Here is a 24944-nt window from a genome sequence, read left to right on the forward strand (position 1 = left end):
AAGGAGGCTGCTTTGAAACTCTTCTATCATCCCGATCAGGAGCGCCATGCGCCGCCGAGCTTCCTGTTGCGTGGTCGCCCGGTAGCCTCGCCGGAGGGGCCGATACGCGCCGAGATGCTGTCGCAGGGTCTGGCCGACATGGGCCTGGCTCTGACGGCGCCTACTGTCGCGGACGGCTCGGGCCTGCGCCGCCGGCTCGCCGAGATCCATGCCCCGCGCTACCTGACGTTCCTGGAGACCATCCATGCCCGCTGGCAGGCCTTGCCGGACGCCGCCGAGGTCGTCGCGCCCAACGTGCACCCCTGCGGCGGTGGCCATCACTATCCCCGTCACCCGGTGGGGCTGGTCGGGTGGCACATGCATGACATGGCCTGTCCCATGACCGCCGATAGCTTCACCGGTATCCTCGCCAGTGCCGCCTCCGCGGAGGCGGCGGCCGAGGCGGTGGCGGCCGGGGATCGCTCCGCCTACGCGCTGTGCCGGCCACCGGGCCACCATGCCGGGCCCGAGCGGGCCGGGGGATTTTGCTTTCTCAACAACGCGGGGCTGGCGGCCACGGTGCTGCGCGAGCACATGGAGCGGGTCGCGATCCTCGACGTGGACCTGCACCACGGCAACGGCACCCAGGATATCTTCTACCACCGCGGGGATGTCTGGACCGGCTCGCTGCATGCCGACCCGGCAGATTTCTATCCCTTCTTCTGGGGCGGGGCCGACGAGCAGGGTGAAGGGGAGGGCAAGGGCGCCAACGTCAACCTGCCGCTGGCGATCGGCAGTGACGGGCCGACCTTTCTCGCCGCCCTGGACCGACTGATCGAGGCGCTGGCGACCTTCCGGCCCGAGGCCGTGGTGCTCGCCCTGGGACTGGACGCCCATCAGGAGGATCCGCTAGCGGGGCTATGTCTCGAGACGGCGGACTTCCATGTCGTGGGGCAGCGGGTTGCTGCCCTGGGGCTTCCCATGGTGCTGGTGCAGGAAGGGGGCTATCCCACCGAGCACCTGGGCAACAACCTGGCCGCCTTCATGGACGGTTTCACCGGCGCCTGACGGGTGCCCATCCCACATCTGCCGCGACAGGCAGCCAGCGCAGTCAACGAACGGAGCACGCCATGAGCATTAGCTATCACGACAGCAATACCCGGATGAGCCAGCTCACCATCCACAATGGCACCGTCTACCTGGCCGGTCAGGTGCCGACAGATGCCACGGCCGACATGCGCGGCCAGACCGAACAGGTGCTGGCCCGCATCGACGAGTTGCTGGCCACGGCCGGCACCTCCAAGGAGCATCTGCTCGCCGCGCAGATCTGGGTCACCAGCATGGCCGAGTTCGACCAGATGAACACCGCCTGGGATGCCTGGGTGGTACCGGGCCGACCGCCCGTGCGGGCCGCCGTGGAGGCGAAGCTGGCCAAGCCGGAGTGGAAGGTGGAAATCATGGTCACCGCGGCACTGCCGGAGGCCTGAGATGCGCATCATCACCGCAGACGAGGTGGCGGCCTCGCTGGTCTGGCCGGCCCTGGTCGAGCGGCTGGCCACGACCTTTCGCGAGGGCGTGGAGTCGCCGCCGCGCCATCACCATGCCATGCAGCGCCGCGACGGGGAGGCGACCATGCTGCTGATGCCGGCCTGGGAGCCCGACGGCTACATCGGCGTGAAGATGGTCAATGTCTTTCCCCAGAATGCCGACCATGGCCTGCCGGCCATCGCCGGGGTCTACCTGCTGTGCGAAGGGGCCCATGGCCGGCCCCTGGCCTGTCTCGACGGCAGCGAGCTGACCCGCCGGCGTACGGCGGCGGCCTCGGCCCTGGCGGCCCGTAGCCTGGCCCGGGAGGACGCTGGAACCCTGCTGGTGGTGGGCACCGGCAAGCTGGCGCCCATGGTCATCGAGGCGCATGCCGCGGTACGGCCCATCCAGCGGGTACGCATTTGGGGCCGGCATTCCGAGAAGGCCGAGCATCTGGCCGCCGCGTACGCCGATCGGTTCGAGACCGAGGCCGTCGCCGACCTGGAGGCCGCGACCCGGGAGGCGGACCTGATCAGCTGCGTGACCCTCTCCACCGCACCGTTGATTCGTGGCGAGTGGCTGTCCCCCGGGACGCACCTGGATCTGATTGGCGCCTTCCGTCCCGACATGCGCGAGACCGACGCCGACTGCCTCGCGCGCAGCGAGGTGTTCGTCGATACCTATGCCGGCGCCAAGGGCGAGGCGGGCGATATCCTGCAGGCCATCGACGAGGGGGCCTTCGCCTTCGACGATATCCGCGCCGAGCTGGCGGAGGTCCTCAAGGGCGAGCGCCCCGGGCGCAGCTCGCCCGAGGCGATCACCCTGTTCAAGTCGGTGGGGGCCTCGCTGGAGGACTTGGCGGCGGCTATCGAGGTGTGGGAACAGCAGGAGGCAGGCGGGTGACGAAGCAACGCTTCGGAGCGCCGGCCGCCGGAGTGCCGGCCGCCGGAGTGCCGGCCACCGGAGCGCCGGCCGCCGGTTTCTTCTGGCATGAGCGCTGCTTCTGGCACGACCCGGGGGCCATCGGGGTCTTTTCGGCGCCGGGGGCGTTCCTGCAGCCCCAGCCAGCTTCGGAGAGCCCGGAGAGCAAGCGCCGCCTGAAGAACCTGCTGGAGGTATCGGGGCTGATCGATGAACTCGTGGTGCGCAAGGCACCGCCGGCCGAACGCATCGACCTCGAGCGCTTCCATACCACGGGCTATCTCGAGGCTCTCGAGGCCGGCGACCGTGTCCGGGGCGGCGATGCCGGGGAGGGGGCCCCCTACCAGCCGGGCAGCCTAGCGGCGGCCCGACAGTCCGCCGGTCTCGCCCTTGCCGCGGTGGAGGCGGTGGCCACCGGCGAGCTACCCGCCGCCTATGCCCTGTGTCGCCCGCCGGGGCATCACGCCGAGGCCGATCGGGGCCGCGGCTTCTGCCTGCTGGGCAATATCCCGGTCGCCGTGATGCGCGCCCGTGCCCGGGGGCAGGTGGGGCGCGTGGCGATCCTCGACTGGGACGTCCACCATGGCAACGGCCAGCAGGCGGCCTTCTACGCTGAGCCGGAGGTGTTCACGGTCTCGCTGCACCAGGCCGGCAATTATCCCTTGGGGAGCGGTGCCTTCGAGGAACAGGGCGAGGGGAGAGGGCAGGGCGCCTGCCTCAACCTGCCGCTGCCGCCGGGCTGCGGCCTGGGTGCCTACGCCCAGGCCATGGAGTCGCTGGTACTGCCGGCCCTCGAGGCCTTTCGCCCCGAGCTGATCGTGGTGGCCTGCGGCTTCGATGCCTGTGCCAAGGATCCCCTGGGCAAGATGCTGCTCAACAGCGAGGCCTTCGCCGCCATGACGCGGCAGGTGAAGGCCCTGGCCGAGCGCGTTTGCCGGGGACGGCTGGTGTTGGTCCATGAAGGAGGGTACTCCGAGGGCTATGTGCCGCTGTGCGGCCATGCGGCGATTCAGGCCCTCGTGGGCAGCGACATCGCCGTGCCGGACCCCCAGAATGACGAGATCGCCGCCTGGGACTACCAGGACCTCCAGCCTCATCAACGTGCATTGATCGACGACTGGCGCGAGCGTTGGTTTGCGATCTCCTCCCCGGCATCAAGACCTCCTCAGGATCACAGAGAGAGTAACCCATGACGCCCTTGTATGACCGCGACGGCTGGCTCTGGCAGGACGGCGACTGGCTGGCCTGGCGCGAGGCCACGACCCATCTGCTGACCCACACCCTGCACTATGGCATGGGCTGTTTCGAGGGCGTGCGTGCCTACGCCGGGCCGGACGGGGCACAGCTGTTTCGCGTCGCCGAGCATACGCGGCGTCTACTCGACAGTGCCCATGCGCTGGATATACCGTTATCATTCGGTGCCGATGAACTGATCACGGCCCAGCGACAATGCCTAATTCGCAACGACCTGACCAACGCCTACCTCAAGCCCACGATCTACCTGGGCGCCGAGGGACTCGGCCTGCGGGCCAAGGGGCTGACCACCCATGTGATGATCGCGGCCTGGGACCTGGGCGACTATATCTCGCCCGAGGCTGCCTCCATCGGCCTGCGGGCCCTGACCTCGTCCTGGGCACGTCATCACGTCAACATCAGCCTGTGCCGAGCCAAGACCAATGGCCACTACGTCAACTCCATGCTGGCGCTCAACACCGCCGTCAAGGCGGGCTTCGACGAGACGATCATGCTCGACCCGGAGGGCCATGTCGCCGAGGCCTCGGCGGCCAACGTGTTCCTACTGCGTGACGGCGTGCTGCATACCCCGGAGGTGACCTCCTGCCTGCAAGGCATCACCCGCGACAGCGTGATTCATCTGGCCCGGGAGGTGCTGGGCCTCGAGGTCATCGAGCGGCGCATCACCCGCGATGAACTCTACCTGGCCGACGAAGCCTTCGTCACCGGGACGGCCGCGGAACTCCTGCCGCTGCGCGAGCTCGACGGCCGCCATATCGGGGCCCGCACGGGCGCGCCGGCGCCAGGGGAGCCCATCGCACCGGACTCGCTCACCGCCCGGCTGCAGGGACTCTATCGCCGGGTCACCCGTGGGGAACTGGGCGATGACCTGCAGGGCTTCGCCGGCTGGCTGACGCCCGTCCAGGGCGCGGGGCCTTGACGCTGCCCCCTGCTCGCCTCCGGCCGTGGTAGCCTGTCGCCCCCAGGCCGGAAGGATCACCATGCTCTTCATGCTGCTCGACGGTGCGCTGCGCCTGACGATGGGGCTCTGTACCCTGTGGGGTGCCCTGGCTCTGGGGCATCGGCTGCCGCTGGCGGCACCCGGGCGTCATCTGGTCGTCACGGCCTGGGTGGTCGCGGGTGGGGGATGGCTGTGGCTGCACTGGCAGGGCGCGCGTCTGGTCCCCGTCATCGGCATGGCCGGGCAGATGACGGTCCTGCTGGCCTGGTGGCGTACGCTCGTGCCGGCCAGGGATCTGGACTGGGCCGAGGACGTGGCCCACCTGGCGACCGGGACCTTCGAGGGGGATCGATTGACCCTGCACCATGTGCGCTGCTTCGACTGGCAGACCCGTGATGTGGCCAGGGTGGCCTGGGAGCGCCGGGTGTATGACCTGTCGCGGCTGGTTTCGGTGGACCTGTTCGTCTCCAGCTGGGGGCGTCCCGGCATCGCCCACGTGCTGATCAGCTTCGGGTTCCGGCAGACGGGCGGGAAAGACGTCGAGTTCGTGACCTTCTCGGTGGAGGTACGCCGCCAGCGCGGGGAGCCCTTCTCGGAAATCGGCGGCTTCTTCAAGCGCTACGAGTTGGCGATCATCGCGGCCGACGAGCGGGACGCGGTGCGCCTGCGCAGCAATGTGCGCGGGGAGCGAGTGACGCTCTATCACGTCACCCTCTCGCCCCAGGCCCGGCGCGCCCTGCTGCTTTCGCTGGTGGAGGGCGCCAATGACCTGGCGCGTGAGCCACGCTTCTATCACACCATCACCGCCAACTGTACGACCCTGGTGTTCGTGATGATGCGGCGCATCATCGAAGGGCTGCCCATGGACCATCGCCTGCTCTTGACCGGGCTGCTGCCGGCTTACATCCACGACCATGGGGGCCTGGTATCGGGCTATGCCCTGTGTGAGCTGCGCCGACGCGGGGATATCACCGCGCGGGCGCGGCACGCCGACGCCGAGGCGGATTTCTCGCGACGTATCCGGCAAGGGATCCCGGGCTGGCGATCGGGGGAGACATCCATATAGAAAACCGCCACGACGCGAGCGTCGTGGCGGTCATCCGGCTCCTCCCTGGGCATCGTCCCGATGCCAAGCTCCCTGTAGGGCCTCCTGCCCCGTCGCATCCCTGGCGATAGGTCGGCAGTGTCCCTTGCCTGGCCGCCCCGCGGCCACGCCTGTTATAGCGCGTGTCGATGACAGGCGGGTGACGGTGGTGTTTCCGCGACATGATCAGCCCGGGTAGAGGCTTCGGCAGGGTAACCCGCCTTCTGGTAGAATCCTTCGCCGTTTCGTTTCAACCCAACTCCTTTTTCGGGAAACCTGTCATGAATGCGGTGATAATTGCGGTGCTGGTGATGGTGGGACTGTCACTGGCACGGGTCTCGGTGGTCTTTGCCCTGGTGGTCGGGGCCCTGGTCGGCGGGTTGGTCGGCGGGCTCTCCATCGAGGCGACGCTTGCGGCCTTTAACGAGGGCGTGGGCGGCGGGGCCAAGGTGGCCCTGGCCTATGCGACCCTGGGCGCCTTCGCGGTGGCGCTCTCGCGCTCCGGGCTGCCGGACCTGCTGGCTCGGTGGCTGATCACGTTGCTGGGTCAGGAGGCATCCGCCAGCCACCAGGCCACGGTAAAGTACTTGCTGCTCGGCGCGGTGCTGCTGATGTCGATCTCGTCGCAAAACCTGATCCCGGTGCACATCGCCTTCATCCCGATCCTGGTTCCGCCGCTGCTCAAGGTGATGAACGAGCTGCGTCTGGATCGCCGGGCGGTGGCCTGCGCGCTGACCTTCGGCCTCACCGCCCCCTACATGCTGCTGCCGGTAGGCTTCGGGGCGATCTTCCTCAATGACATCCTGCTGGCCAATATCAACCAGGCCGGCACGGCCCTGGGGCTTTCGGTCAGCCGCGGCATGGTGCCTCTGGCCATGGGGGTGCCGGTGGCGGGCATGGCGCTAGGCCTGCTGGTCGCGCTGTTTCTCAGCTATCGCCGGCCCCGGGCCTATGAGGCCCGTGAGCTAGCCACCACCAATGTGCCTCACCATCACCCCGAGACCCACGCAACACCGCATACCCTGGGGCTTGTGATGTCCGGAGGGGCGATCGTGGCGGCCCTGGGTATCCAGCTATATACCGGCTCGATGGTGTTCGGTGGCCTGGTGGGCTTCGCCCTGCTGTCGCTGGGTGGGATCTTCAAGTGGCGCGAGGCGGATGACCTCTTCACCAGCGGCATGCGGATGATGGCGCTGATCGGCTTCATCATAATCGCGGCGTCGGGCTTCGCCGCGGTGATGACCGCCACCGACGAGATCGAGACCCTGGTGCAGTCGAGCGTCGACGTGATCGGCGACAACCGCGGCCTGGCGGCGCTGCTGATGCTGCTGGTGGGGCTGTTCATCACCCTGGGGATCGGCTCGTCCTTCTCGACCATCCCGATCATCGCGGCGATCTTCGTGCCGTTGGCGGTGCAGTTCGGCTTCTCGCCTCTGGCCACCGTGGCGCTGGTGGGCACCGCCGCCGCCTTGGGCGATGCCGGCTCGCCAGCTTCCGACTCGACCCTCGGGCCGACCTCGGGGCTCAACGTCGACCGCCAGCACGATCATATTTGGGACAGCGTGGTGCCCACCTTCCTGCACTACAATATCCCCCTGATCGCCTTCGGCTGGCTAGCGGCCATGACCCTCTGATCGCGCGATTGGCTCGAATGACCGCGACCCGCTGTCGTCGTGGTTGACTAGTACTTGCGTGCCACCAGCCAGTGGGTGATGCCGAGTGCCAGCACCACGGCGGCGATGGCGACGACATACTCGGCGGCGACTTCGTCGATATCGAGCACGATCACCTTCCGGGCGATGGCCATCAGCGCCGTGGCGATCACCAACTGAATGGGTAGCACGTTGGTGCCGAGATAGAGCCGGATGTTGATGAAGATCTCGATGGCGATCAGCACCACCATGAAGGCGCCGAACAGTCGGAAGATATCGCCGACCTCCAGCAGCATGAAGGGCGGCGAAACCAGCTGCCGATAGAGCACGTAGACAACGTCGACGATTCCCCAGAGGATCACGAAGACCATCAGCACGGCCAGCACCTTCACACCGATGCGGATGATGCGATGCAGTCTGCCGATCAGCGGATCCTCGTGCTCCGCTGGCAGCTCATCGTGCAGCAGATGCTGTCGCTTGACGGGGCGTTCCTCGGGCTGACTGCTCATGGCATCTCTCCTCGGGGCCTGGCGCTACTTTGCCAGGCGGTGCGCAGGGCGCCAACAAAAACGCCACGACGCAAGGCGTCGTGGCGTGATTCCCTTCCACCCTGGGCATCGTCCCCAGACGACGCTTCCCGACGGTTCAGCCGTCCTCCAGGCCACGTTCCAGCGAGCTGAGCAAACCGCGCAGCAGGGAGAGCTCCTTGCGTGACGGCTGTGCCCGGGCGAACAGCGCCTGGAGCTGTTCCTCGGTACGCGCATGGGGCTGGGTGATGAAGCCGCTCCGCTGCATGATGTGTGTCAAGTGATCGTGGAAGTGGTCCAGCTGCTCGCGGGTCGGGGCGCGGTCGGTGTTGGGACGCGCTGCCCGATAGTCGCTCTCGGGCCGGCGACGCCAGGCGGTGAAGACCTCATGGGCCAGCACCTGGACGGCCTGGGCAAGGTTGAGGACGCCGTAGTCGGGATTCGCAGGGATGCTCACCTGATGGCTGCAGCAACGGATCTCGTCGTTGGTCAGCCCGAAGCGCTCGCGGCCGAAGACCAGGGCCACCGGGTCGTCGACGGCGTTGGCCACCAGCGACCGCGCCATCTCATCAGGCTCGTCGTAGTGGGGAAGCGGCAGGCTGCGCAGCCGGGCGCTGGCGCCCACCACCTGCACGCAGTCGACCACGGCTTCCTTCAGGGAGCCCACCACCCGGGCATTGTCGACCACGTCCTCGGCCCCGGCGGCCAGTCGCGAGGCCTCGGGGTCGGGAAACTGCCGCGGGGTGACCAGCACCAGGTCACGCAGGCCCATGGTCTTCATGGCCCGCGCCGAGGCGCCGATATTGCCGGGATGGAAGGTCTGGACGAGGACGATGCGGATGTTCGATAGCATCTGGGGGCTTGCGCTTTCGTGTCGAGAGGGCGGAAGGCGACAGTGTACGTGAGCTACGAGCTACGAGCTACGAGCTACGAGCTACGAGCTACGAGCTACGAGCTACGAGCTACGAGCTACGAGCTACGAACTACGAGCTACGAACTACGAGCTACGAGCTACGAGCTATTGTCGGCCCGTGGCCCGTGGCCCGTGGCCCGTGGCCCGTAGCGCGGGGCGCAACAAAAACCCCCACCGGTCTCCCGGCGGGGGCTCGATCAGGCAGCTGCCTGGGCGATCAGGGGGTTGGCTTACATCATGCCACCCATGCCGCCCATGCCACCCATGCCACCCATGTCCGGCGCGGCTTCCTTCTCTTCCGGATCCTCGGCGACCATGCACTCGGTGGTGATCATGAGGCCGGCGACGGAGCCAGCGGACTGCAGCGCGGAGCGGGTGACCTTGGCCGGGTCCAGCACGCCCATCTCGAACAGGTCGCCGAACTCGCCGGTCTGGGCGTTGTAGCCGAAGTTGCCCTCACCGTCCTTGACGCGGTTCAGGATCACGGACGCCTCCTGACCGGCGTTGGTGACGATCTGACGCAGCGGGGATTCCATGGCACGCACGGCGATGGCGATGCCGTGGGTCTGGTCCTCGTTGTCACCCTTCAGGCCGGCGACCTTGGTCAGTACGCGCACCAGGGCGGTACCGCCCCCCGGCACCACGCCTTCCTCGACGGCGGCACGGGTCGAGTGCAGGGCGTCCTCGACGCGGGCCTTCTTCTCCTTCATCTCCACCTCGGTGGCGGCACCGACACGGATCACGGCGACACCGCCGGCCAGCTTGGCGACCCGCTCCTGGAGCTTCTCGCGATCGTAGTCGGAGGAGGTCTCCTCGATCTGGGCGCGGATCTGGTTGACGCGCGCCTCGATGTCACCGTCGTTGCCGGCGCCATCGATGAGGGTGGTGTTCTCCTTGGACATGGTCACGCGCTTGGCAGTGCCCAGGTGGTCCAGAGTGGCCTGCTCGAGGGTCAGACCCACTTCCTCGGAGATCACGGTGCCGCCGGTCAGGATGGCGATATCCTGCAGCATGGCCTTGCGACGATCACCGAAGCCCGGGGCCTTGGCGGCGGCGACCTTGACGATGCCGCGCATGGTGTTGACCACCAGGGTGGCCAGCGCCTCACCCTCGATGTCCTCGGCGATGATCACCAGCGGCTTGCCGGCCTTGGCGACGGCTTCCAGCGTCGGCAGCAGCTCGCGGATGTTGGAGATCTTCTTGTCGACCAGCAGGATGTAGGGGTCCTCGAGCTCGACCGCCATGGTGTCCTGGTTGGTGACGAAGTAGGGCGACAGGTAACCGCGATCGAACTGCATGCCTTCCACGACATCCAACTCGTCCTCGAAGCCACGGCCTTCATCGACGGTGATGACACCTTCCTTGCCGACCTTCTCCATGGCCTCGGCGATGATCGCGCCGATGCGGGCGTCGCCGTTGGCGGAGATGGTGCCGACCTGGGCGATGGCCTTGGAGTCGGTGCAGGGCACGGACAGGGTTTCGATCTCCTTGACAGCGGCGACCACGGCCTGGTCGATGCCACGCTTGAGATCCATCGGGTTCATGCCGGCGGTCACGCCCTTCAGGCCTTCGGTCAAGATGGACTGGGCCAGCACGGTAGCGGTGGTGGTGCCGTCACCGGCGACGTCAGAGGTCTTGGACGCGACTTCCTTGACCATCTGCGCGCCCATGTTCTCGAACTTGTCCTTAAGCTCGATCTCCTTGGCCACAGAGACGCCATCCTTGGTCACGGTCGGCGCGCCGAAGGACTTCTCGATCACCACGTTGCGGCCCTTGGGCCCCAAGGTGACCTTGACGGCATTGGCCAGGAGGTCGACGCCACGGGCCATGCGGTTGCGGGCATCATTGGAGAACTTGACTTGTTTCGCTGCCATTTTCGTTTGCTTCCTGTGAGTTCGTGAACGTCAGAATCGAACGGGGGCGTGTCGCGGTTTAGCCTTCGACGACGGCCAGGATGTCGGATTCGCTCATGATCAGGACTTCCTCGCCGTCGATCTTCTGCTTCTCGACGCCGAAGCCTTCCTTGAAGATCACGGTGTCACCGACCTTGACGTCCAGCGGACGGACATCACCGCTTTCCAGAATCCGGCCGTTACCGACGGCGAGCACCTCGCCACGAGTCGGCTTTTCCTGGGCGTTGCCCGGAAGCACGATGCCGCCTGCTGTCTTCTGCTCTTCTTCAACGCGACGGATGACGACGCGATCGTGCAAGGGACGGATGTTCATTGCTCACGTTCTCCTGATGGTTTGCTGTGCCGAGGCCTTGCCCCGGCGGGTTTCATCATCGACCCGCAAGTCCTCTCGCGGGGTGGAGGCGCAGCGCGCCTTCCTTGTCGATGGCAACCGGTCGAGCCGGGTGCCGGATCCTGTTGCTGACGTCGGATAAGTGGGGCCCGGGGCTGGGCTTTCAAGGCCCGGTCGAAAAATTTTTTCGCCTGTCAGCCGCGACGCTCGTCACGGGAAATGAACTCGCCCTCCAGCGGCTGGCCTTGGGCCTGGCGATCGGCGTTCGAGGCGTCATCGTGCGGCGTTTCGCTGCTGGCCTGCTGCCAGTCGGCATCCGTCCCCTGCCGGGGGCGGTACCGGTCCGTTCGGGTGTGCAGGCCCTGCAGGCGGAGGCCGAGCCAGCCCAGCCACTTGCCGAGCAGGCGGCGGGCATTGGGGATCAGGCACATGAAGCCCAGGGCATCGGAGAGAAAACCAGGGGCCATCAGCAGGGCGCCGCCGAAGATCAGGGCCGCCCCGGTGAGCAGCTCGCTCGAGGGGAGCTCACCCTGGGCCATGCGCTCCTGAGCACGGGCGAAGGTGGCCACCCCCTCGCGGCGGATCAGGTGCAGGCCGATGACGCCGGTGGCCAGGACCAGGACCAGGGTGGTGAGCAAACCGATCTGGCTGCCCACGGAGAAGAGGATGACGAAGTCGAGGAGGGCGAAGAGACTGAAGATGACGAGAAAGGGCATGATGACTCCAGGGTAGCGGATGACCAAGGAGTGGGGGCAAGAGCGCTGAAATCAAGGGCAGGAGGGATCTTGTGGGCGCGAGGACATGATGTCGTCGCCGAGGGGAAGGGCGTGCGGTGGCGGGCAGGGGGCCGATCCCGTGGAAACTCCCGGCCGCCTCGGGCCGGGAGTCACGGGCCAGTCTCAGAAGGTGACCTGGTCGGCGAGGCCTTCGACGGTCACCTCGCCGATGCCGCTGACCCGGGTCAGGTCCTCGGCGCTCTTAAAGGCCCCGTTGGCCTCGCGGTCCTCGATGATGGCACTGGCCTTGCTGGTGCCGATGCCCGGCAGTTCGGCCAGCAGTACGGCATCGGCCGTGTTGACGTTGATCGGCGCCAGCTCCTGGGCCAGGGTGAGGGGCGCGGTGCCCAGCGCGAGCCCGAGGGCGGCCGCCAGCAGGGTTCCCTTGATGGCATTTTTCATGGTGTTTCTCCGTGTCGTGACGTCGAGACCGCAGGGCTATTGCATCTAGACTGGGACTGATCCGTCGGCGCCCCTCGTCATGTTCAGCTGCGATTGCCCTGGTCGAGGCAAGGATGAGATAACTCATTCACCTGCCTGATCTAACGCTAGTTCCCAACCGGCCCTTCGCCTGTCATGGATTGCCGCAGGGTCATGTAAGCCATCGCTGATATAATTGCACGCCGTCGTCGCATGCGCCGGCGTCCGTGGCTGGTATACTGCCCGTGTCCCTCCATTCCGCCAGGAGCCTGCCCGTGTTGCCCGAGTCCCCGCTGATCATCGCCCTCGACTATGCCTCCCTGGATGCCGCCCTGTGCATGGCCGACCGCCTCGATCCGGCGCGGTGTCGCCTCAAGGTCGGCAAGGAGCTGTTCACCCGCAGCGGCCCCGACGTGCTTGAGGCCCTGCACGGGCGCGGCTTCGAGGTGTTCCTGGACCTCAAGTTCCATGATATTCCCAATACCGTGGCCGGGGCCGTCCAGGCCGCGGCCGAGCAGGGCGTGTGGATGGTCAATGTGCATGCCTCGGGAGGGCGGCGGATGATGGAAGCGGCCCGTGAGCGCCTGGAGCGCCATGGCCTCGATACCCGACTCATCGCGGTGACGGTGCTGACCAGCCTGGAGGCCGAGGACCTGGCCGAGGTGGGCGTGATGGCCTCGCCGGCCGAGCAGGTCGAGCGGTTGGCGATGCTGGCCCGCGACAGCGGCATGGACGGGGTGGTCTGCTCGGCCCAGGAGGCCGGCCGCCTGGGCGAGCTGTGCGGGGAGGCCTTCCTTAAGGTGACGCCCGGCATCCGGCCGGCCTTCGCCGCCACCGGCGATCAGCGGCGCGTGATGACCCCCGCCGCGGCCATGGCCGCGGGCAGCACGCACCTGGTGGTGGGACGTCCGGTGACCCGGGCCGAGGAGCCGATGGAGGCGCTGGACCGCATCGAGGCGGAGCTGGGCCTTGGCTGATCCAGCCCTGCGCGCGGGCTCGTATGTCGGTGCCTGATGGCAGGAAGAGGCGGCTACTCGGCCGGGAAGCCGCTGATCGGCTTGATGGTGCCCCAGCTGCGACAGCGCGGGCAGCGCCAGTGCAGCTGGTCACCGGTGAAGCCACAGCGGCGGCAGCGGTGAGCGGGCTGGGCCTGGAGCAGGGTGCGGGCATGACGTTGCAGGAGCGCGAAGCGCTCCTTGGCCGTCTCCGCCGAGGTCTGTTGGTAGAGGGTCAGCAGGTAGTCGATCCCGGCCAGGCTGACCTGGCGGTCGAGCTGCTCGCTGACCAGCGCCTGGGCGGTCTGAGGAGTGCCGTGCTGGTGGCGTAGTGTCTCGGCCAGCAGCAGGGTCACGTCGATGGAGGGGGCGGTATCCAGTAGTTCATGGAGGCAGTCGATCAGCCCCGGTTCGTCGTCCAACAGGCGATAGGCGCGGGCGAGCGGCTCGAGCATGGTCGGCGTGAAGGCCGGGTCCTGGTCGGGAATGCGCCTGAGCAGGCGGATGGCCTGCCGGTAGCGGGCGGTGTCGAGCTCCATCTCGGCCAGCAGCAGGTTGGCCCGCACGCAGCGCGGATCGGTGGCCAGCGCCTGCTTGAGGTGACGCCGCGCCAGCGTGGGGCTGGCCGACTGGCGCTCCCGGGCCGCCAGCTCGCAGAACCAGTGGGCGGCGGCTCGGGCGATGTCTTCGTGCTGCTTGACCAACTGGGGGGTGGCCACGTCGAGGGCCGCCTGCCATTCTCCTTCGCGTTCCAGGAGATCGACCAGCAGTCGCTTGGCCGACTGGCGCAGCGCGTCATCCTGGCTATCGCGGACCAGTCCCTGCAGCAAGCGTTCGGCACGGTCGAGCAGCCCCAGATGGAGGAAGTCCCGGGAGAGCTCCAGCTGTACCCGGTCCCCCTGGTGGTCGGTGAGGGTCGGGCGTGCCAGCAGGTTCTGGTGGACCTTCACCGCCCGGTCGGCCTCACCGCGCGAGCGGAAGAGATTGCCCAGGGCGATATGGGTGTCGATGGTGTCGCTGTTGACCTCGAGGGCGCCGATGAAGGTCTCGATGGCCTGATCCTGCTGCTCGTTGAGCAGGTAGTTGAGGCCGACGAAATAGTCCTTGGCCAGGGTGGGGGGCTGGGTGGCGGGGTCGGCGCCTTGCCGTTCGCGGCGGCCCAGCCACCAACCGATGGCGACCGCTGCCAACAACAGGGCCAGCAGCAGAAGATCGGGCATTTTAGGGGAGTTCCTTCATCTCCTGAATGCGCAGCTTGTCGAGTTCCTTGCGCTGTTGCTGGTTGTGGCGTTGGGCGCGGGTGAGCAGCGCGCGCAGGCGCAGGTAGATACCGCTCATGGCCAGCATGCCGAGCAACACGCCGGCCACCAGGGAGGCCAGCAGCCAGACGGAGAGCGATGCCGGCGGCAGCTCGATCCAGATCAGGTTGAGGGGCATGGCCTGCTGGTTGTTGACGGCGAAGAGGATGCCGATCAGCAGCACCGCCAGCAGGATGATGGCCAGGATCAGGCCTTTGAGCCAACGCATGTGCTTTTTCCCGTGTCGAAGGTGAGGTAGAGGAGTCGAATGCCGGCGTGGCCGACGCCTGTCAGTAGCCGAGTGCGCGGCTGGCATCCACCTGTTCGCGCAGCTCCTTGCCAGGCTTGAAGTGTGGCACGAACTTGCCGTCGAGCGCGACCGGTTCGCCGGTCTTGGGGTTGCGGCCGACCCGGGGCTCGCGGTAGTGCAGCGAGAAGCTACCGAAGCCGCGGATCTCGACACGACCGCCGTCGGCGAGGGTATCGGTGATGTCATCGAGGATCAGGCGCACCGCGGCTTCGACTTCCTTTACCGACAGCTCGGGCTGTCGCGTGGCGATCTGCTCGATCAGTTCTGATTTGGTCATCGGCTCTCTCCGTGCGGTCCTGGCGGGGTCTACGCGCACCCGGCCTGTGTTGTTTTCGTTAAGCATACTGTGTAACTCCCGATAAAACAACGCACTACGACCTTTAGTCGAGCGCTTTGCCAGTCACGGTGGGGTGGGCTGCCAGCGATCGCCGGGCTGGCGTATACTGGCGCCACATTCACACGACCGACGAGGCCGACCTTGAACGACGATGCATCCCCGGACGCCGCCCTGCGCAAGCGCCTCTACTGGCACTCCCGCCGTGGCATGTGGGAACTGGACCTGCTGCTGATTCCCTTCCTCGAGCAGCGCTACGACCGGCTCGACGCGGCGGATCAGGCCGCCTACCGGGCATTGATCGACGAGGAGGATCAGGATCTGTTCGCCTGGCTGATGCGTCGCGAGTGGCCCGAGGAGCCCACCCGGCGGCGTATCGTGCAGATGATCGTCGAGCATGCCGAGTCTCCCGACAACGCTGCCCATCGCCCCGTCTAGACTGGCCCTGGCCCTGCATGGCCTGGTGGTCCTGATCCTGGGCGGCGTACTGCTGTGGGCGGCGCCGTTCTGGTTCGCGCTGCCGGGCGGGCTCCTGCTGGCCAGCCTGCTGCCCGGCTGGGGGCGCCGTCAGAGGCGAGGCGAACTGCGCCTTACGCCCCAGATCGGTGGGCGCACGTGCTGGGCCTGGCGCGAGGGGCGCGAGAGAAACTGGCAAGAGGTTCGGCTGAGCTGCGACTACCTGGGGCCCTGGCTGGTCGGGCTCCGGCTCGATGGCCGGCGCCTGTGGGTGTGGCCGGACAGCAGCGATGCGGCATCTCGACGCGCCCTGCGACGGGCGCTGGTTCACATGCCCTGATCGGCCCCGCTCATTCGCGGCCGAGATCGCCCAGGTGGATACGCGAGGGACGGGGGACGGCATCGCCGTGGTGTGGGCAGTCGGGGTTGTGGTGCAGGCCGCGCGACTCACGCCGCGCCCGGGCGCAGGCCACGGTGAGTCGGGCCAGGCGCAGAGCCTGCCACAGGCTGGTCAGCGCCACGTCCGGTGCGGCGCTGGCGATCCGGGGCGCGAGATCGTCGCTGAGTCTGGCCAGGGTCGTGGCGGCCTCGTCGAGCCCCTCATCGTAGCGGACGATGGCGACCCGGGCGCTCATCACCTGGCGCATGGCGGCCCCGAGCCGGGCGATCTCCTCCTGAGGGAGGCGTGTGGCGCCATGCGGCCAGGGGAGGAGGGCCGCGGTGGCGGCCGGCCGGGGCGTGCGCAGATCGGCCGCGCAGCTGCGGGCGAAGACCAGGCACTCCAGCAGCGAGTTGCTGGCCATGCGGTTGGCGCCGTGCAGGCCGGTACAGGCGACCTCACCGACGGCGTGAAGCCCGGGCACCGTCGTGGCACCGGTCAGGTCGGTCGCCACGCCGCCGCAGCTGTAGTGGGCCGCCGGCACCACCGGGATCGGGGCGCGGGTGATGTCCAGCCCGCGGCTGGCACAATGCGCCTGGATGGTCGGAAAGTGGTGGCGAATCGCGGCGTCACCGAGGTGGCGAATGTCGAGCAGCACATGGTCCGTGCCGGTACGCTGCATCTCGGCGTCGATGGCGCGTGCCACGATGTCCCGCGGGGCGAGTTCCGCCCGGGAGTCGATGGCCGGCATGAAGCGCTCGCCATGAGCGTTGAGCAGCAGGCCGCCTTCGCCACGCACCGCCTCACTGATCAAAAAGGGCGGGCCATCGGGGTCGAACAGGCAGGTCGGATGGAACTGCTGGAACTCCAGGTTCATCAGTTCGGCGCCCAGCTCGGCCGCCATCAGCATGCCCTCGCCGCTGGCCGGGTGGGGGCTGGTGGTATGGCGATAGAGGCCACTGGCCCCCCCGGTGGCGAGCACCGTGTCCGCGGCCAGCAGCGCCTGCAGCCCACCGGTCTCATCCAGGCAGCGCGCCCCGCGGCAGTGGCCGTTAATATCGCCGATCAGGGTGAGGGCGGTGAGGTCCGAGCGCAACGTGATGGCCGGATGCGCCTCGACATGGCGGATCAGGGTCTCGACCACGGCGCGGCCGGTGGCGTCATCGACATGGATGATGCGCCGCGCTCCGTGGCCGCCTTCCCGGGTCAGGTGATAAGGGTAGCCGGCGTCGGGGTCCGGGTCGGGGGTGAAGGGCACGCCCAGCGACAACAGCCAGGTGATGGCCTCGGGGCCGTGCTCCACGGTGAAGCGCACGGTCCGCTCGTCGCACAGCCCGTCGCCGGCCACCAAGGTATCGGCGACATGGGCCTCGATGTCATCGGCGGGCGAGAGCACCGCGGCGATGCCGCCCTGGGCCCAGCGGCTGGCACCCTGGTCGTCACTGGACGGCCTCAGCAGCGTGACGCGTCGGTGGTCGGCGAGCTCGAGGGCCAGGACCAGCCCGGCGACCCCGCCGCCGATGATCAGAACGTCATGCGTGCTGTCGTCCATCAACTGCCTTTCCTCGTCGGTTGGGGGGCCGGTGGCCCGTTGGCCGCGGCCAGGCCGTGGGCCGGGGCGCGCTTGCGCAGGCGTCTACTAGGCAGCCGCTCGAGCCCGCCCAGGCGCTGCACGAGCTCGCTGGTCAGTCGGGCCAGCTCACGATTGAGCCACAGATACCCGCTGGGGCTGAACAGGGTCCTGCCGTCCTCGGCGTGGGCATCGCTGGCCAGGGCGGCGTGACGCTGCAGCTCGAAGGGGGTGATGGCCACCTCGATGGGCTGGCCGGTGCGGACCTGGAAGGCCAGGGTGCCGATGTCCCGGGCCAGGGCATGCTGCTGGTCGCGCAGCCCGACCATGGCGTCGATGCGCTCATGGCCGGCGCGGGTAGTCCAGTGGGTTTCCAGCAGCAGCTCGATGGTCGACAGCATGCGCCGCTGCAGGGAGATCGAGTCGTCCAACTCGCTGCGCGTGAGGCGGTGCTCCCGGTGGATGGCGTCGACCAGGCCGCGCTGCTTGACCAGCAGCCCACTGGTGGCCTTGAGCAGGGCGCGGGCATCGATGTCCGGGGCGGCGGTGGCCGAGGTGTGCGCATGATAGAGGCGGGCCATGCGATCCAGGTTATCGGCCAGCATGAAGCGCATGATGTCGGTGGCCTTCTGGGGCATCAGCAGCACCGTGACCGCGATCCCCACCAGGGTGCCGAGCAGCACATCGAAGCTGCGCCACAGGGCGATGTCGAGGTCGTGGGTGCCGTCACCGATCACCAGCAGCAGGCTGATGGCGAACATCAGGCCGCTGTAGCCGTGCCGCTTGCCGAAGGTCAACCAGGTGGCGGCGGCGATACCGATCAAGGCGCCAAGGGATACCGCGCCGGCGGACAGGGGCGTGAGGATCAGCAGCAGGCCCCCGCCGGCGCCGAGCAGGGTGCCGAGCAGGCGTTGGCGGCCCTTGTCGAGGACCCCGCCGATATGTGGCAGGTTGCCCATCACCATGACGGTGCTGACCAGCGCCCAGCCGCCATGCTGGATGGCGAACAGCTGGACGATGCCGAAGGTCACGCACAGGGCGATCCCCACGCGCAGCACATGCAACTTGCGTCGATGGCGATGGGTGAAGTAGGGATCGCGCAGGCGCGAGAGGATCATGGGCGACGCCCCGGTCTAGGTCAGGCTCGAAGCTTGCCGTGAGAGGAGCCGATGCGCTGGTGCCCGGAGCCGGGCTCGAACCGGCACGGTGTTGCCACCGAGGGATTTTAAGTCCCTTGCGTCTACCAATTTCGCCATCCGGGCGGCACGGGTTCGAGCGGGTAGGATCAGGAATGATGGAGGCTGGAGTCGGAATCGAACCGGCGTACACGGAGTTGCAGTCCGCTGCATAACCACTCTGCCATCCAGCCTCGATGAGTCATGCCATTCGTGGGGAATGGAGCGGGAAACGAGATTCGAACTCGCGACCCTCGCCTTGGCAAGGCGATGCTCTACCACTGAGCTATTCCCGCCTGACTCGAGAGCGAATTATACGGATAAGTGGGTGACTGTCAACCGCTTTTCTTGAACGCTGATCACATCGAGCGGCTCAGGTGCGGCCAGGCGGCGCGCAGGTATTCGATCATCGACCACAGCGTCAGCACGGCGGCGGCGTAGAGGGTGGCCACGCCCAGCCAGGCGATCGGCGTGCCGGGGGCGAAGGCCAGCAGCAGCAGCAGGGCCACCATCTGTAGGGTGGTCTTGAGCTTGCCGAGCCACGAGACCGCGATTGCACCGCGCTTGCCCATCTCGGCCATCCACTCGCGCAGCGCCGAGATGACGATCTCGCGGCCGATGATCACCAGCGCCGGCAGTGTCAGCCAGCTGGCGTCGTAGCGCTCGATGAGCAGCGCCAGGGCCACGGCCACCATCAGCTTGTCGGCCACCGGGTCGAGGAAGGTCCCGAAGGGGGTGGACTGGTCCCAGCGGCGGGCCAGGTAGCCATCCAGCCAGTCCGTCACCGAAGCCAGCGCGAACAGCGCCGCGGCCAGTGGCATGCTCCAGGAGAAGGGCAGATAGAACAGCACCACCAGCAGCGGGATGGAGAGGATTCTGGCCAGGGTCAGGAGATTGGGTATGTTCATCGAAGCCGCGGTCCTTGCCTGAGGGGGTAAGCCGTAGGGGACTCCATTCTATCCAGCTTGGTCGTGCTCATCCATGCAGGGCGCGATGAATCGTCTCGGCGAGGGTGGTGCTGATGCCGGGAACCCGTGCGAGCTCCTCGCGGCTGGCCTCGCGCACGCCCTTAAGGCCGCCGAAGAAGCGCAGCAGCTCGCGGCGTCGGCGCGGGCCGACGCCGGGGATATCCTGCAGGGTCGAGGTGCGCCGCGCCTTGTCGCGCCGGGCCCGGTGGCCGGCGATGGCGAAGCGGTGGGATTCGTCGCGGAGATGCTGGATCAGGTGCAGCGCCGGGGAGGTAGTGTCCAGGTCCAGGGTGCGGTCGACGCTTTCCAGGAACAGCGTCTCCAGGCCGGCCTTGCGGGTGCTGCCCTTGGCCACGCCCAGCAGGTGCACGCCGGTCACCCCGAGGTCGGCGAAGACCTCGCGGGCCATGTTCAGCTGGCCCTTGCCGCCGTCGACGACCAGGATGTCCGGCCGCTCGCCCTGGCCCTCCGCCAGGTGGCGGAAGCGGCGGGTCAGCGCCTGGCGCATGGCGGCATAGTCATCGCCGGCGGCCACGCCCTCGATATTGAAGCGGCGATAGTCGGCCTTGCGCGGCCCGTTCTCGTCGAACACCACGCAGGAGGCCACGGTGGCCTCGCCGTGGCTGTGGCTGATATCGAAGCACTCCAGGCGCCGCGGGGGGGCGTCCAGCGCCAGCGCCTCGCGCAGGGCCTCGAAGCGGCGCGCCAGCTGGTTCTGGTCGGCCAGCTGGCCGGCGAGCTGTTGTTCGGCATTGGTGCGGGCGAGCTCCCGCCACTGGGCCCGGTGACCCCGCACCTGGTCGGTGAGCCGCACACGCCGGCCGGCCCGCTCGGCCAGGGCGCGGGCGATCAGCTCGGCATCGGGCACGGCATGGCTGGTGATCACCTCGGCGGGAATCTCGCGGGCCTGGCCCAGGTAGAACTGGCTGATGAAATCGCCGAGCAGCGCCTCGGGTCCCAGATCGAGCCCGTTGGCAGGGCCATGGTGACGGGCGCCCAGCAGGCGCCCCTGGCGCACCGTCAACACCGAGATGCACAGCGCCCCGGGGCGGCTGGCCAGGGCGAAGACATCGGCATCGCCGCCGCCGGTATCGACGAACTGGCGCTGCTGAAGCTGGCGCAGGTGCTGGATCTGGTCGCGCAGCCGGGCCGCCTCCTCGAAATCCAGCGCCTGGCTCGCGGCCTCCATCGCCTCGCTCAGCTCCCCGGTCACCTGCTCGCTCTCGCCCTCGAGGCACTGCACCGCGTGTTCCAGATCGCGGCGATAGTCCGCCTCGCCGATATAGCCCACGCAGGGCGCACTGCAGCGCCGGATCTGGTACTGCAGGCAAGGGCGGGTGCGGTGGGCGAAGACACTGTCCTCGCAGTTGCGGATGCGAAAGATCTTCTGCATCAGCGACAGGCTCTCGCGCACCGCGCCGCTGCTCGGATAGGGCCCAAGGTAGCGGCCATCGTCATGACGGCTGCGGGCGCGCTTGTATTCCAGTGCCGGGAAGGGATGGCGGTCGGTCACGAAGATGTAGGGGTAGGACTTGTCGTCACGCAGCAGGATGTTATAGGGCGGGCGCTGCTCCTTGATCAGGGTCTGCTCCAGGAGCAGCGCCTCGGTCTCGCTGTTGGTCACGGTGACCTGGATATCGGCGATGCGCGCAACCAGCGCCTGGGTCTTGGCATTGAGGGCGCCACGGAAGTAGCTGGCCAGGCGTGCCTTGAGGCGACGGGCCTTGCCCACGTAGAGGGTCTCGCCCTGCTCGTCCAGCATGCGGTAGACCCCGGGGGCCTCGCTGACGGTGGCGAGGAAGTGACGGGAATCGAAGCTCATGGTGCAGTGTGCCGGGCAGGCGATGCAGTGAAGTGATACGGGTGAGTCTACCAGATCGTGCCGCCCGGCTATGGCCCTAGTCGCCGCTCTTCGGGAAGCCGTCCACCAGGCCGTGGCGGATGCCCAGGTGAGTCAGCTCCACGTCGGAGCGCGTCCCGAGCTTCTCGAAGATGCGGTAGCGGTAGGTGTTGACGGTCTTGGGGCTCAGGAACATGCGATCGGCGATATCGGCCACCTTCTGGCAATTGACGATCATCATCGCCACCTGCAGCTCCCGCTGGGAAAGCTGGTCGAAGGGATTGTCGTGGGAGTCAAGGCGGGAGAGCACCAAGCGTTGGGCGATCTCGGGACTGATATAGCGCTGACCACTGAAGACCTTGCGGATCGCCTCGACCATCTCGTCATGCCGGCATCCCTTGCTGATGAAGCCATGGGCGCCGGCCTCGAGGAGGCGCTGGGCGAAGGCATCCTCGAGGAAGGCGGTGAGCACCAGGATACGGATGTCGTCGGAATAGCGGCTGATCTTGCGGGTCGCCTCCAGCCCGCCGATGCCGGGCATGCGAATGTCCATCAGCACCACATCGGGCTTGAGCGTGCGGGACTGGGTGATGGCCTTCTCGCCATCCGCGGCTTCACCGCACACGCTGATATCCGGCTCGGCATCCAGCAGGTGGGCAATGCTGGTCCTGACGAGGTGGTGGTCATCGGCGACGAGAACCCTGATCAAGGCAGCACTCCTGAAAACGGTGAAAATCCATTGCTAGCCGGTACCTGGACACGGGTCGATGACGAGGCCCTCGGGGCAGCTGTCTGTCACATGGCACCTAGATAGTGCCATAACTTTTTCCTAAGTGGAATTCGTTATTGTACCTGATATGCATCTTTCCCTAGAGGGTTGACGCCCATCAATCGGGTCGGTAGAGTACGCCTCGTTCTCGCAAGGAAGCAACGGCGAGACGGCGTGGGGCCTTAGCTCAGCTGGGAGAGCGCAACACTGGCAGTGTTGAGGTCAGCGGTTCGATCCCGCTAGGCTCCACCAACAGCTTTCACAGAAAAAGCCGCCCGGCGAACATCGTCAGGCGGCTTTTTTCGTGGTGACGCCTTTCACCCGCGTGTGCCCTTACCCGCGTCGCAGCTTGAGAATGTCCGCCACCGTATAGCCGCCGGGGTAGCGGCAGAACTCGCGTTCCTGCCGGTCGGCGCCATACATCGCCATGCGGTCGGCCAACTCATTGCCTTCCACCCCGGCATGGCCCTTGACGTGAGCGATGGTCACCGCCGATTTAAGGCGCTCGTACAGCGCATGCGTCGGCTGGATGATCTCCGGGTTCTTGATCGCCTCGCCATCGGCCTTCTTCCAGCCACGCTTCTTCCACCCGCTGGCCCACTTGGTGATGGCGTTGATGGTGTAAGTGGAATCGCAGTGAATCCGCACGGACGCCCCTTGCGTGATCTCTTCCTTGGCCACCTGCAGCGCCTGCAGAAAGGCGTTCAACTCGGCGGTGTTGTTGGTCCCCCTGGGATTGTGGAGCCCATACCAGAGCTCGGCGAGGGTGCCGTGGCGGTAGATGGCCATGCCCGAGCCGGCATCGCCAGGATTGGGCTCACAGGCCCCGTCGCAGTAGATCTCCGTGTCGAAGGCCTTGCCCGGCAGGGTAGAGCTGTCCTGAGCTGGCGCCTTCTTCCGACGCGTCGCGCCGCTCGATGCCTTCGCCGGCTTAGTGGGCGCGACGCCGCCTGGGCCTTTCGCGAAGGCGGCTTCGGCGTCGTCCCGGGAGGCGAAGGACTTGTAACGCGCCTGGGGGTAGCCCTTCACCTGGCGGTTACACGCCTCCCAGGTGGTGAAGATACCGGTCTGCCGTCCCACCCAAACGACATAGAACTTGGGGCCTTTCCTTGCTGCCATGCAGTGCGCTCCGTGGCGGTAATGTTCAACGAATCATAATAGTGGCCGGGGCCTTGCCCCTTGCTCCTCGGCCCCTCACGCTACCTGGGCGCTGGGCGCTGGGCGCTGGGCGCTGGGCGCTGGGCGCTGGGCGCTGGGCGCTGGGCGCTGGGCGCTGGGCGCTGGGCGCTGGGCGCTACATCACACTGCCCAGCTCGAAGATCGGCAGATACATCGAGACCACCAGGCCGCCGACCAGCACCCCCAGCACCACGATGATCAAGGGCTCGAGCAGCGAGGTAAGGGTATCGACCTTGTTGTCGACCTCCTCCTCGTAGTAGTCCGCCACCCGGTTGAGCATTGCGTCCAGCGAGCCGGCCTCCTCGCCGATGCCCACCATCTGCACCGCCAGGGCCGGAAACTTCTCGGTGAGGCGCATGGAGAAGTGCAGCTGCTGGCCGGCCGCCACGTCCTCGCGGATCTGGGCGATGGCGCGCTCGTAGACCTTGTTGCCCGAGGCGCCTTCGGCGGTCTGCAGCGCCTCGATCAGCGGCACCCCGGCGCCGAAGGTGGTGGCCAGGGTGCGCGAGTAGCGGGCCACCGAGGACTTGTCGAGGATATCGCCGAGCACCGGCAGGCGCAGCGCCAGGGCATGCATGCGGTAGGCGAAGAGCTCGGAGCGGCGCATGCCGGCACGCACCAGCCATACGGCGGCGACCACCCCGATCACGCCCCACAGCCAGTAGGCCTGGGCGAATTCCGACAGTGCGATGGTCATCTGGGTCATCGCCGGCAGCTCGGCCCCGAAGCCCTGGAACATGCTCTCGAACTGCGGCACCACCTTGACCAGCAGCAGCGCGGTGACGGCGAACCCTACCGAGATCACCGCCGCCGGGTACCACAGCGCCTTCTTGACCCGGCTCTTGAGCGACTCGATCTTCTCCTTGTAGCTGGCCACCCGCTCGAGCATGTTGTCGAGGGAGCCGGACTGCTCGCCGGCCTCGACCATGTTGGCGAACAGCCGGTCGAAATGCAGCGGGTGGCGGCGCAGCGCCTCCGAGAAGCTCGACCCGGACGAGACATCGTTCATCAGCTCCTGCACCAAGGCGCGCATGGCCGGTTTCTTCAGGCTCTCGGCCACCACCTGGAAGGCCTGCAGCACCGGGATCCCGGCGCGGATCATGGTCGCCATCTGGCGGGCGAAGAGCATGATATCGCGCGGCTTGATCTTGCCCATGCCACCGCCGATCCCGCTCTTGCGGCGGATGCGGTTGACCATGATCCGCTGGCCGGCCAGCTCATGCTCGACCTCCGAGCGGCGGGCCGCGATGACCTCGCCGCTGACCTTGCGCCCCTGCGGGCCCTTGCCCGTCCAGCGCCAGCGGTAGAGCTTGATCTTCTGAGGTTTCTGCATGGGCTTTGTCGCCATGTTCATTCTTCAAGCTCCTGTTTGTCAGGGCCCAGGGCTAAAAGGGCCCAGGTGCAAGGGCCTAGGGCCAAGGAAACCCCACTCCC

At 67.3% G+C, this 24944-nt stretch carries 26 protein-coding genes and 4 tRNA genes; 11 read left to right on the forward strand and 19 right to left on the reverse strand.

Going from position 1 to position 24944, the window contains the following annotated elements; all coding sequences use genetic code 11:
• The first annotated feature begins 12 nt into the window (after positions 1-12).
• The 7 genes from FHR94_RS16905 to FHR94_RS16935 all read left to right on the forward strand — a co-directional run bounded on the left by FHR94_RS16905 (position 13) and on the right by FHR94_RS16935 (position 7339).
• A complete protein-coding gene (locus FHR94_RS16905) occupies positions 13-1047 on the forward strand; it encodes a histone deacetylase family protein (RefSeq protein WP_183327460.1) in 1035 nt (344 codons plus the stop codon).
• 62 nt (positions 1048-1109) lie between these two features.
• Positions 1110-1466, forward strand: a complete 357-nt coding sequence (locus FHR94_RS16910) for a RidA family protein (protein WP_183327462.1) — start codon at positions 1110-1112, stop codon at positions 1464-1466.
• Position 1467: 1 nt separating this feature from the next.
• Positions 1468-2409: a bifunctional Delta(1)-pyrroline-2-carboxylate/Delta(1)-piperideine-2-carboxylate reductase gene (gene lhpI, locus FHR94_RS16915; protein ID WP_183327464.1), complete on the forward strand. Its 942-nt coding sequence runs from the start codon at positions 1468-1470 to the stop codon at positions 2407-2409.
• 47 nt (positions 2410-2456) lie between these two features.
• Positions 2457-3620, forward strand: coding sequence for an arginase family protein (locus tag FHR94_RS16920; RefSeq protein ID WP_183327533.1), 1164 nt, complete (start codon positions 2457-2459; stop codon positions 3618-3620).
• Positions 3617-4600, forward strand: coding sequence for a branched-chain amino acid transaminase (locus FHR94_RS16925; protein WP_183327466.1), 984 nt, complete (start codon positions 3617-3619; stop codon positions 4598-4600). Before FHR94_RS16920 ends, FHR94_RS16925 begins: the two co-directional genes overlap by 4 nt.
• A gap of 61 nt (positions 4601-4661) precedes the next feature.
• Positions 4662-5687, forward strand: coding sequence for an Lnb N-terminal periplasmic domain-containing protein (locus FHR94_RS16930; protein ID WP_246390027.1), 1026 nt, complete (start codon positions 4662-4664; stop codon positions 5685-5687).
• Positions 5688-5986: 299 nt separating this feature from the next.
• Positions 5987-7339: a Na+/H+ antiporter family protein gene (locus FHR94_RS16935; RefSeq protein ID WP_183327468.1), complete on the forward strand. Its 1353-nt coding sequence runs from the start codon at positions 5987-5989 to the stop codon at positions 7337-7339.
• Positions 7340-7386: 47 nt separating this feature from the next.
• Here the strand turns inward: FHR94_RS16935 and FHR94_RS16940 are convergent, their stop codons facing one another.
• The 6 genes from FHR94_RS16940 to FHR94_RS16965 all read right to left on the reverse strand — a co-directional run bounded on the left by FHR94_RS16940 (position 7387) and on the right by FHR94_RS16965 (position 12219).
• Positions 7387-7866: a phosphate-starvation-inducible PsiE family protein gene (locus FHR94_RS16940; protein ID WP_183327470.1), complete on the reverse strand. Its 480-nt coding sequence runs from the start codon at positions 7864-7866 to the stop codon at positions 7387-7389.
• A 136-nt stretch (positions 7867-8002) separates the two neighbouring features.
• Entirely contained in the window at positions 8003-8737 is a 735-nt protein-coding gene (locus tag FHR94_RS16945; RefSeq protein WP_183327473.1) for an RNA methyltransferase, read from the reverse strand.
• A 290-nt stretch (positions 8738-9027) separates the two neighbouring features.
• The gene (groL, locus tag FHR94_RS16950; protein ID WP_183327474.1) at positions 9028-10671 is read right to left on the reverse strand and encodes a chaperonin GroEL; all 1644 of its coding nucleotides are present in this window, start codon (positions 10669-10671) and stop codon (positions 9028-9030) included.
• 58 nt (positions 10672-10729) lie between these two features.
• Positions 10730-11023 (reverse strand): co-chaperone GroES, encoded by a 294-nt coding sequence (locus tag FHR94_RS16955; RefSeq protein WP_183327476.1) that lies wholly within the window; start codon positions 11021-11023, stop codon positions 10730-10732.
• Positions 11024-11235: 212 nt separating this feature from the next.
• The gene (locus FHR94_RS16960; RefSeq protein WP_183327478.1) at positions 11236-11757 is read right to left on the reverse strand and encodes an FxsA family protein; all 522 of its coding nucleotides are present in this window, start codon (positions 11755-11757) and stop codon (positions 11236-11238) included.
• Positions 11758-11940: 183 nt separating this feature from the next.
• Complete coding sequence (locus FHR94_RS16965; RefSeq protein ID WP_183327481.1) at positions 11941-12219, reverse strand: ComEA family DNA-binding protein; 279 nt, start codon at positions 12217-12219, stop codon at positions 11941-11943.
• Between the two features lie 293 nt (positions 12220-12512).
• Between FHR94_RS16965 and pyrF the strand changes: the two genes are divergently transcribed.
• Complete coding sequence (gene pyrF / locus FHR94_RS16970) at positions 12513-13214, forward strand: orotidine-5'-phosphate decarboxylase (protein ID WP_183327483.1); 702 nt, start codon at positions 12513-12515, stop codon at positions 13212-13214.
• A 53-nt stretch (positions 13215-13267) separates the two neighbouring features.
• Here the strand turns inward: pyrF and lapB are convergent, their stop codons facing one another.
• The 3 genes from lapB to FHR94_RS16985 form a co-directional block, all read right to left on the reverse strand.
• Positions 13268-14452, reverse strand: a complete 1185-nt coding sequence (gene lapB / locus FHR94_RS16975) for a lipopolysaccharide assembly protein LapB (RefSeq protein ID WP_183327485.1) — start codon at positions 14450-14452, stop codon at positions 13268-13270.
• Position 14453: 1 nt separating this feature from the next.
• Positions 14454-14759, reverse strand: coding sequence for a lipopolysaccharide assembly protein LapA domain-containing protein (locus FHR94_RS16980; RefSeq protein ID WP_183327486.1), 306 nt, complete (start codon positions 14757-14759; stop codon positions 14454-14456).
• 61 nt (positions 14760-14820) lie between these two features.
• The gene (locus tag FHR94_RS16985) at positions 14821-15183 is read right to left on the reverse strand and encodes an integration host factor subunit beta (protein ID WP_281376066.1); all 363 of its coding nucleotides are present in this window, start codon (positions 15181-15183) and stop codon (positions 14821-14823) included.
• A gap of 135 nt (positions 15184-15318) precedes the next feature.
• Between FHR94_RS16985 and FHR94_RS16990 the strand changes: the two genes are divergently transcribed.
• Positions 15319-15612, forward strand: a complete 294-nt coding sequence (locus FHR94_RS16990) for an FAD assembly factor SdhE (protein ID WP_183327491.1) — start codon at positions 15319-15321, stop codon at positions 15610-15612.
• The gene (locus FHR94_RS16995) at positions 15572-15970 is read left to right on the forward strand and encodes a protein YgfX (protein WP_183327493.1); all 399 of its coding nucleotides are present in this window, start codon (positions 15572-15574) and stop codon (positions 15968-15970) included. Before FHR94_RS16990 ends, FHR94_RS16995 begins: the two co-directional genes overlap by 41 nt.
• Positions 15971-15980: 10 nt before the next feature.
• Here the strand turns inward: FHR94_RS16995 and nadB are convergent, their stop codons facing one another.
• From nadB to uvrY, 8 genes are all read right to left on the reverse strand, one after another.
• Complete coding sequence (nadB, locus tag FHR94_RS17000; protein WP_183327495.1) at positions 15981-17561, reverse strand: L-aspartate oxidase; 1581 nt, start codon at positions 17559-17561, stop codon at positions 15981-15983.
• On the reverse strand, positions 17561-18697 hold the full coding sequence (locus FHR94_RS17005; RefSeq protein ID WP_183327497.1) for an FUSC family protein: 1137 nt from the start codon (positions 18695-18697) through the stop codon (positions 17561-17563). The genes nadB and FHR94_RS17005 overlap by 1 nt, the downstream gene beginning before the upstream one ends.
• Before the next feature lie 57 nt (positions 18698-18754).
• Positions 18755-18841, reverse strand: a tRNA-Leu gene (locus FHR94_RS17010).
• A gap of 33 nt (positions 18842-18874) precedes the next feature.
• Positions 18875-18948: transfer RNA gene (locus FHR94_RS17015), tRNA-Cys, on the reverse strand.
• A gap of 27 nt (positions 18949-18975) precedes the next feature.
• Positions 18976-19050, reverse strand: a tRNA-Gly gene (locus FHR94_RS17020).
• A 63-nt stretch (positions 19051-19113) separates the two neighbouring features.
• Positions 19114-19662 (reverse strand): CDP-diacylglycerol--glycerol-3-phosphate 3-phosphatidyltransferase, encoded by a 549-nt coding sequence (pgsA, locus tag FHR94_RS17025; protein ID WP_183327499.1) that lies wholly within the window; start codon positions 19660-19662, stop codon positions 19114-19116.
• 67 nt (positions 19663-19729) lie between these two features.
• Positions 19730-21544, reverse strand: coding sequence for an excinuclease ABC subunit UvrC (uvrC, locus tag FHR94_RS17030; RefSeq protein WP_183327501.1), 1815 nt, complete (start codon positions 21542-21544; stop codon positions 19730-19732).
• 76 nt (positions 21545-21620) lie between these two features.
• The gene (uvrY, locus tag FHR94_RS17035) at positions 21621-22271 is read right to left on the reverse strand and encodes a UvrY/SirA/GacA family response regulator transcription factor (protein WP_183327503.1); all 651 of its coding nucleotides are present in this window, start codon (positions 22269-22271) and stop codon (positions 21621-21623) included.
• A gap of 236 nt (positions 22272-22507) precedes the next feature.
• On the opposite strand from uvrY, the gene FHR94_RS17040 reads away from it, so the two are divergent.
• A tRNA-Ala gene (locus FHR94_RS17040) sits at positions 22508-22583 on the forward strand.
• 81 nt (positions 22584-22664) lie between these two features.
• On the opposite strand, the gene FHR94_RS17045 is transcribed toward FHR94_RS17040, so the two are convergent.
• Positions 22665-23450, reverse strand: a complete 786-nt coding sequence (locus FHR94_RS17045) for a ribonuclease H family protein (protein WP_183327505.1) — start codon at positions 23448-23450, stop codon at positions 22665-22667.
• 175 nt (positions 23451-23625) lie between these two features.
• On the reverse strand, positions 23626-24858 hold the full coding sequence (locus tag FHR94_RS17050; protein ID WP_183327536.1) for a type II secretion system F family protein: 1233 nt from the start codon (positions 24856-24858) through the stop codon (positions 23626-23628).
• Between the last annotated feature and the right edge of the window lie 86 nt (positions 24859-24944).

It is taken from the genome of Halomonas cerina (assembly GCF_014192215.1).
GTDB classification, from domain to species: Bacteria; Pseudomonadota; Gammaproteobacteria; order Pseudomonadales; family Halomonadaceae; genus Halomonas; species Halomonas cerina.

Coding starts and splice junctions, on each gene's coding strand:
- FHR94_RS16910 (WP_183327462.1), top strand. CDS start 1,110: ATGAGCATTAGCTATCACGACAGCAATACCCGGATGAGCCAGCTCACC.
- lhpI (WP_183327464.1), top strand. CDS start 1,468: ATGCGCATCATCACCGCAGACGAGGTGGCGGCCTCGCTGGTCTGGCCG.
- FHR94_RS16925 (WP_183327466.1), top strand. CDS start 3,617: ATGACGCCCTTGTATGACCGCGACGGCTGGCTCTGGCAGGACGGCGAC.
- FHR94_RS16930 (WP_246390027.1), top strand. CDS start 4,662: ATGCTCTTCATGCTGCTCGACGGTGCGCTGCGCCTGACGATGGGGCTC.
- FHR94_RS16935 (WP_183327468.1), top strand. CDS start 5,987: ATGAATGCGGTGATAATTGCGGTGCTGGTGATGGTGGGACTGTCACTG.
- FHR94_RS16940 (WP_183327470.1), bottom strand. CDS start 7,866: ATGAGCAGTCAGCCCGAGGAACGCCCCGTCAAGCGACAGCATCTGCTG.
- FHR94_RS16945 (WP_183327473.1), bottom strand. CDS start 8,737: ATGCTATCGAACATCCGCATCGTCCTCGTCCAGACCTTCCATCCCGGC.
- groL (WP_183327474.1), bottom strand. CDS start 10,671: ATGGCAGCGAAACAAGTCAAGTTCTCCAATGATGCCCGCAACCGCATG.
- FHR94_RS16955 (WP_183327476.1), bottom strand. CDS start 11,023: ATGAACATCCGTCCCTTGCACGATCGCGTCGTCATCCGTCGCGTTGAA.
- FHR94_RS16960 (WP_183327478.1), bottom strand. CDS start 11,757: ATGCCCTTTCTCGTCATCTTCAGTCTCTTCGCCCTCCTCGACTTCGTC.
- FHR94_RS16965 (WP_183327481.1), bottom strand. CDS start 12,219: ATGAAAAATGCCATCAAGGGAACCCTGCTGGCGGCCGCCCTCGGGCTC.
- lapB (WP_183327485.1), bottom strand. CDS start 14,452: ATGCCCGATCTTCTGCTGCTGGCCCTGTTGTTGGCAGCGGTCGCCATC.
- FHR94_RS16980 (WP_183327486.1), bottom strand. CDS start 14,759: ATGCGTTGGCTCAAAGGCCTGATCCTGGCCATCATCCTGCTGGCGGTG.
- FHR94_RS16985 (WP_281376066.1), bottom strand. CDS start 15,183: ATGCTTAACGAAAACAACACAGGCCGGGTGCGCGTAGACCCCGCCAGG.
- FHR94_RS16995 (WP_183327493.1), top strand. CDS start 15,572: ATGCCGAGTCTCCCGACAACGCTGCCCATCGCCCCGTCTAGACTGGCC.
- nadB (WP_183327495.1), bottom strand. CDS start 17,561: ATGGACGACAGCACGCATGACGTTCTGATCATCGGCGGCGGGGTCGCC.
- FHR94_RS17005 (WP_183327497.1), bottom strand. CDS start 18,697: ATGATCCTCTCGCGCCTGCGCGATCCCTACTTCACCCATCGCCATCGA.
- pgsA (WP_183327499.1), bottom strand. CDS start 19,662: ATGAACATACCCAATCTCCTGACCCTGGCCAGAATCCTCTCCATCCCG.
- uvrC (WP_183327501.1), bottom strand. CDS start 21,544: ATGAGCTTCGATTCCCGTCACTTCCTCGCCACCGTCAGCGAGGCCCCC.
- FHR94_RS17045 (WP_183327505.1), bottom strand. CDS start 23,450: ATGGCAGCAAGGAAAGGCCCCAAGTTCTATGTCGTTTGGGTGGGACGG.
- FHR94_RS17050 (WP_183327536.1), bottom strand. CDS start 24,858: ATGGCGACAAAGCCCATGCAGAAACCTCAGAAGATCAAGCTCTACCGC.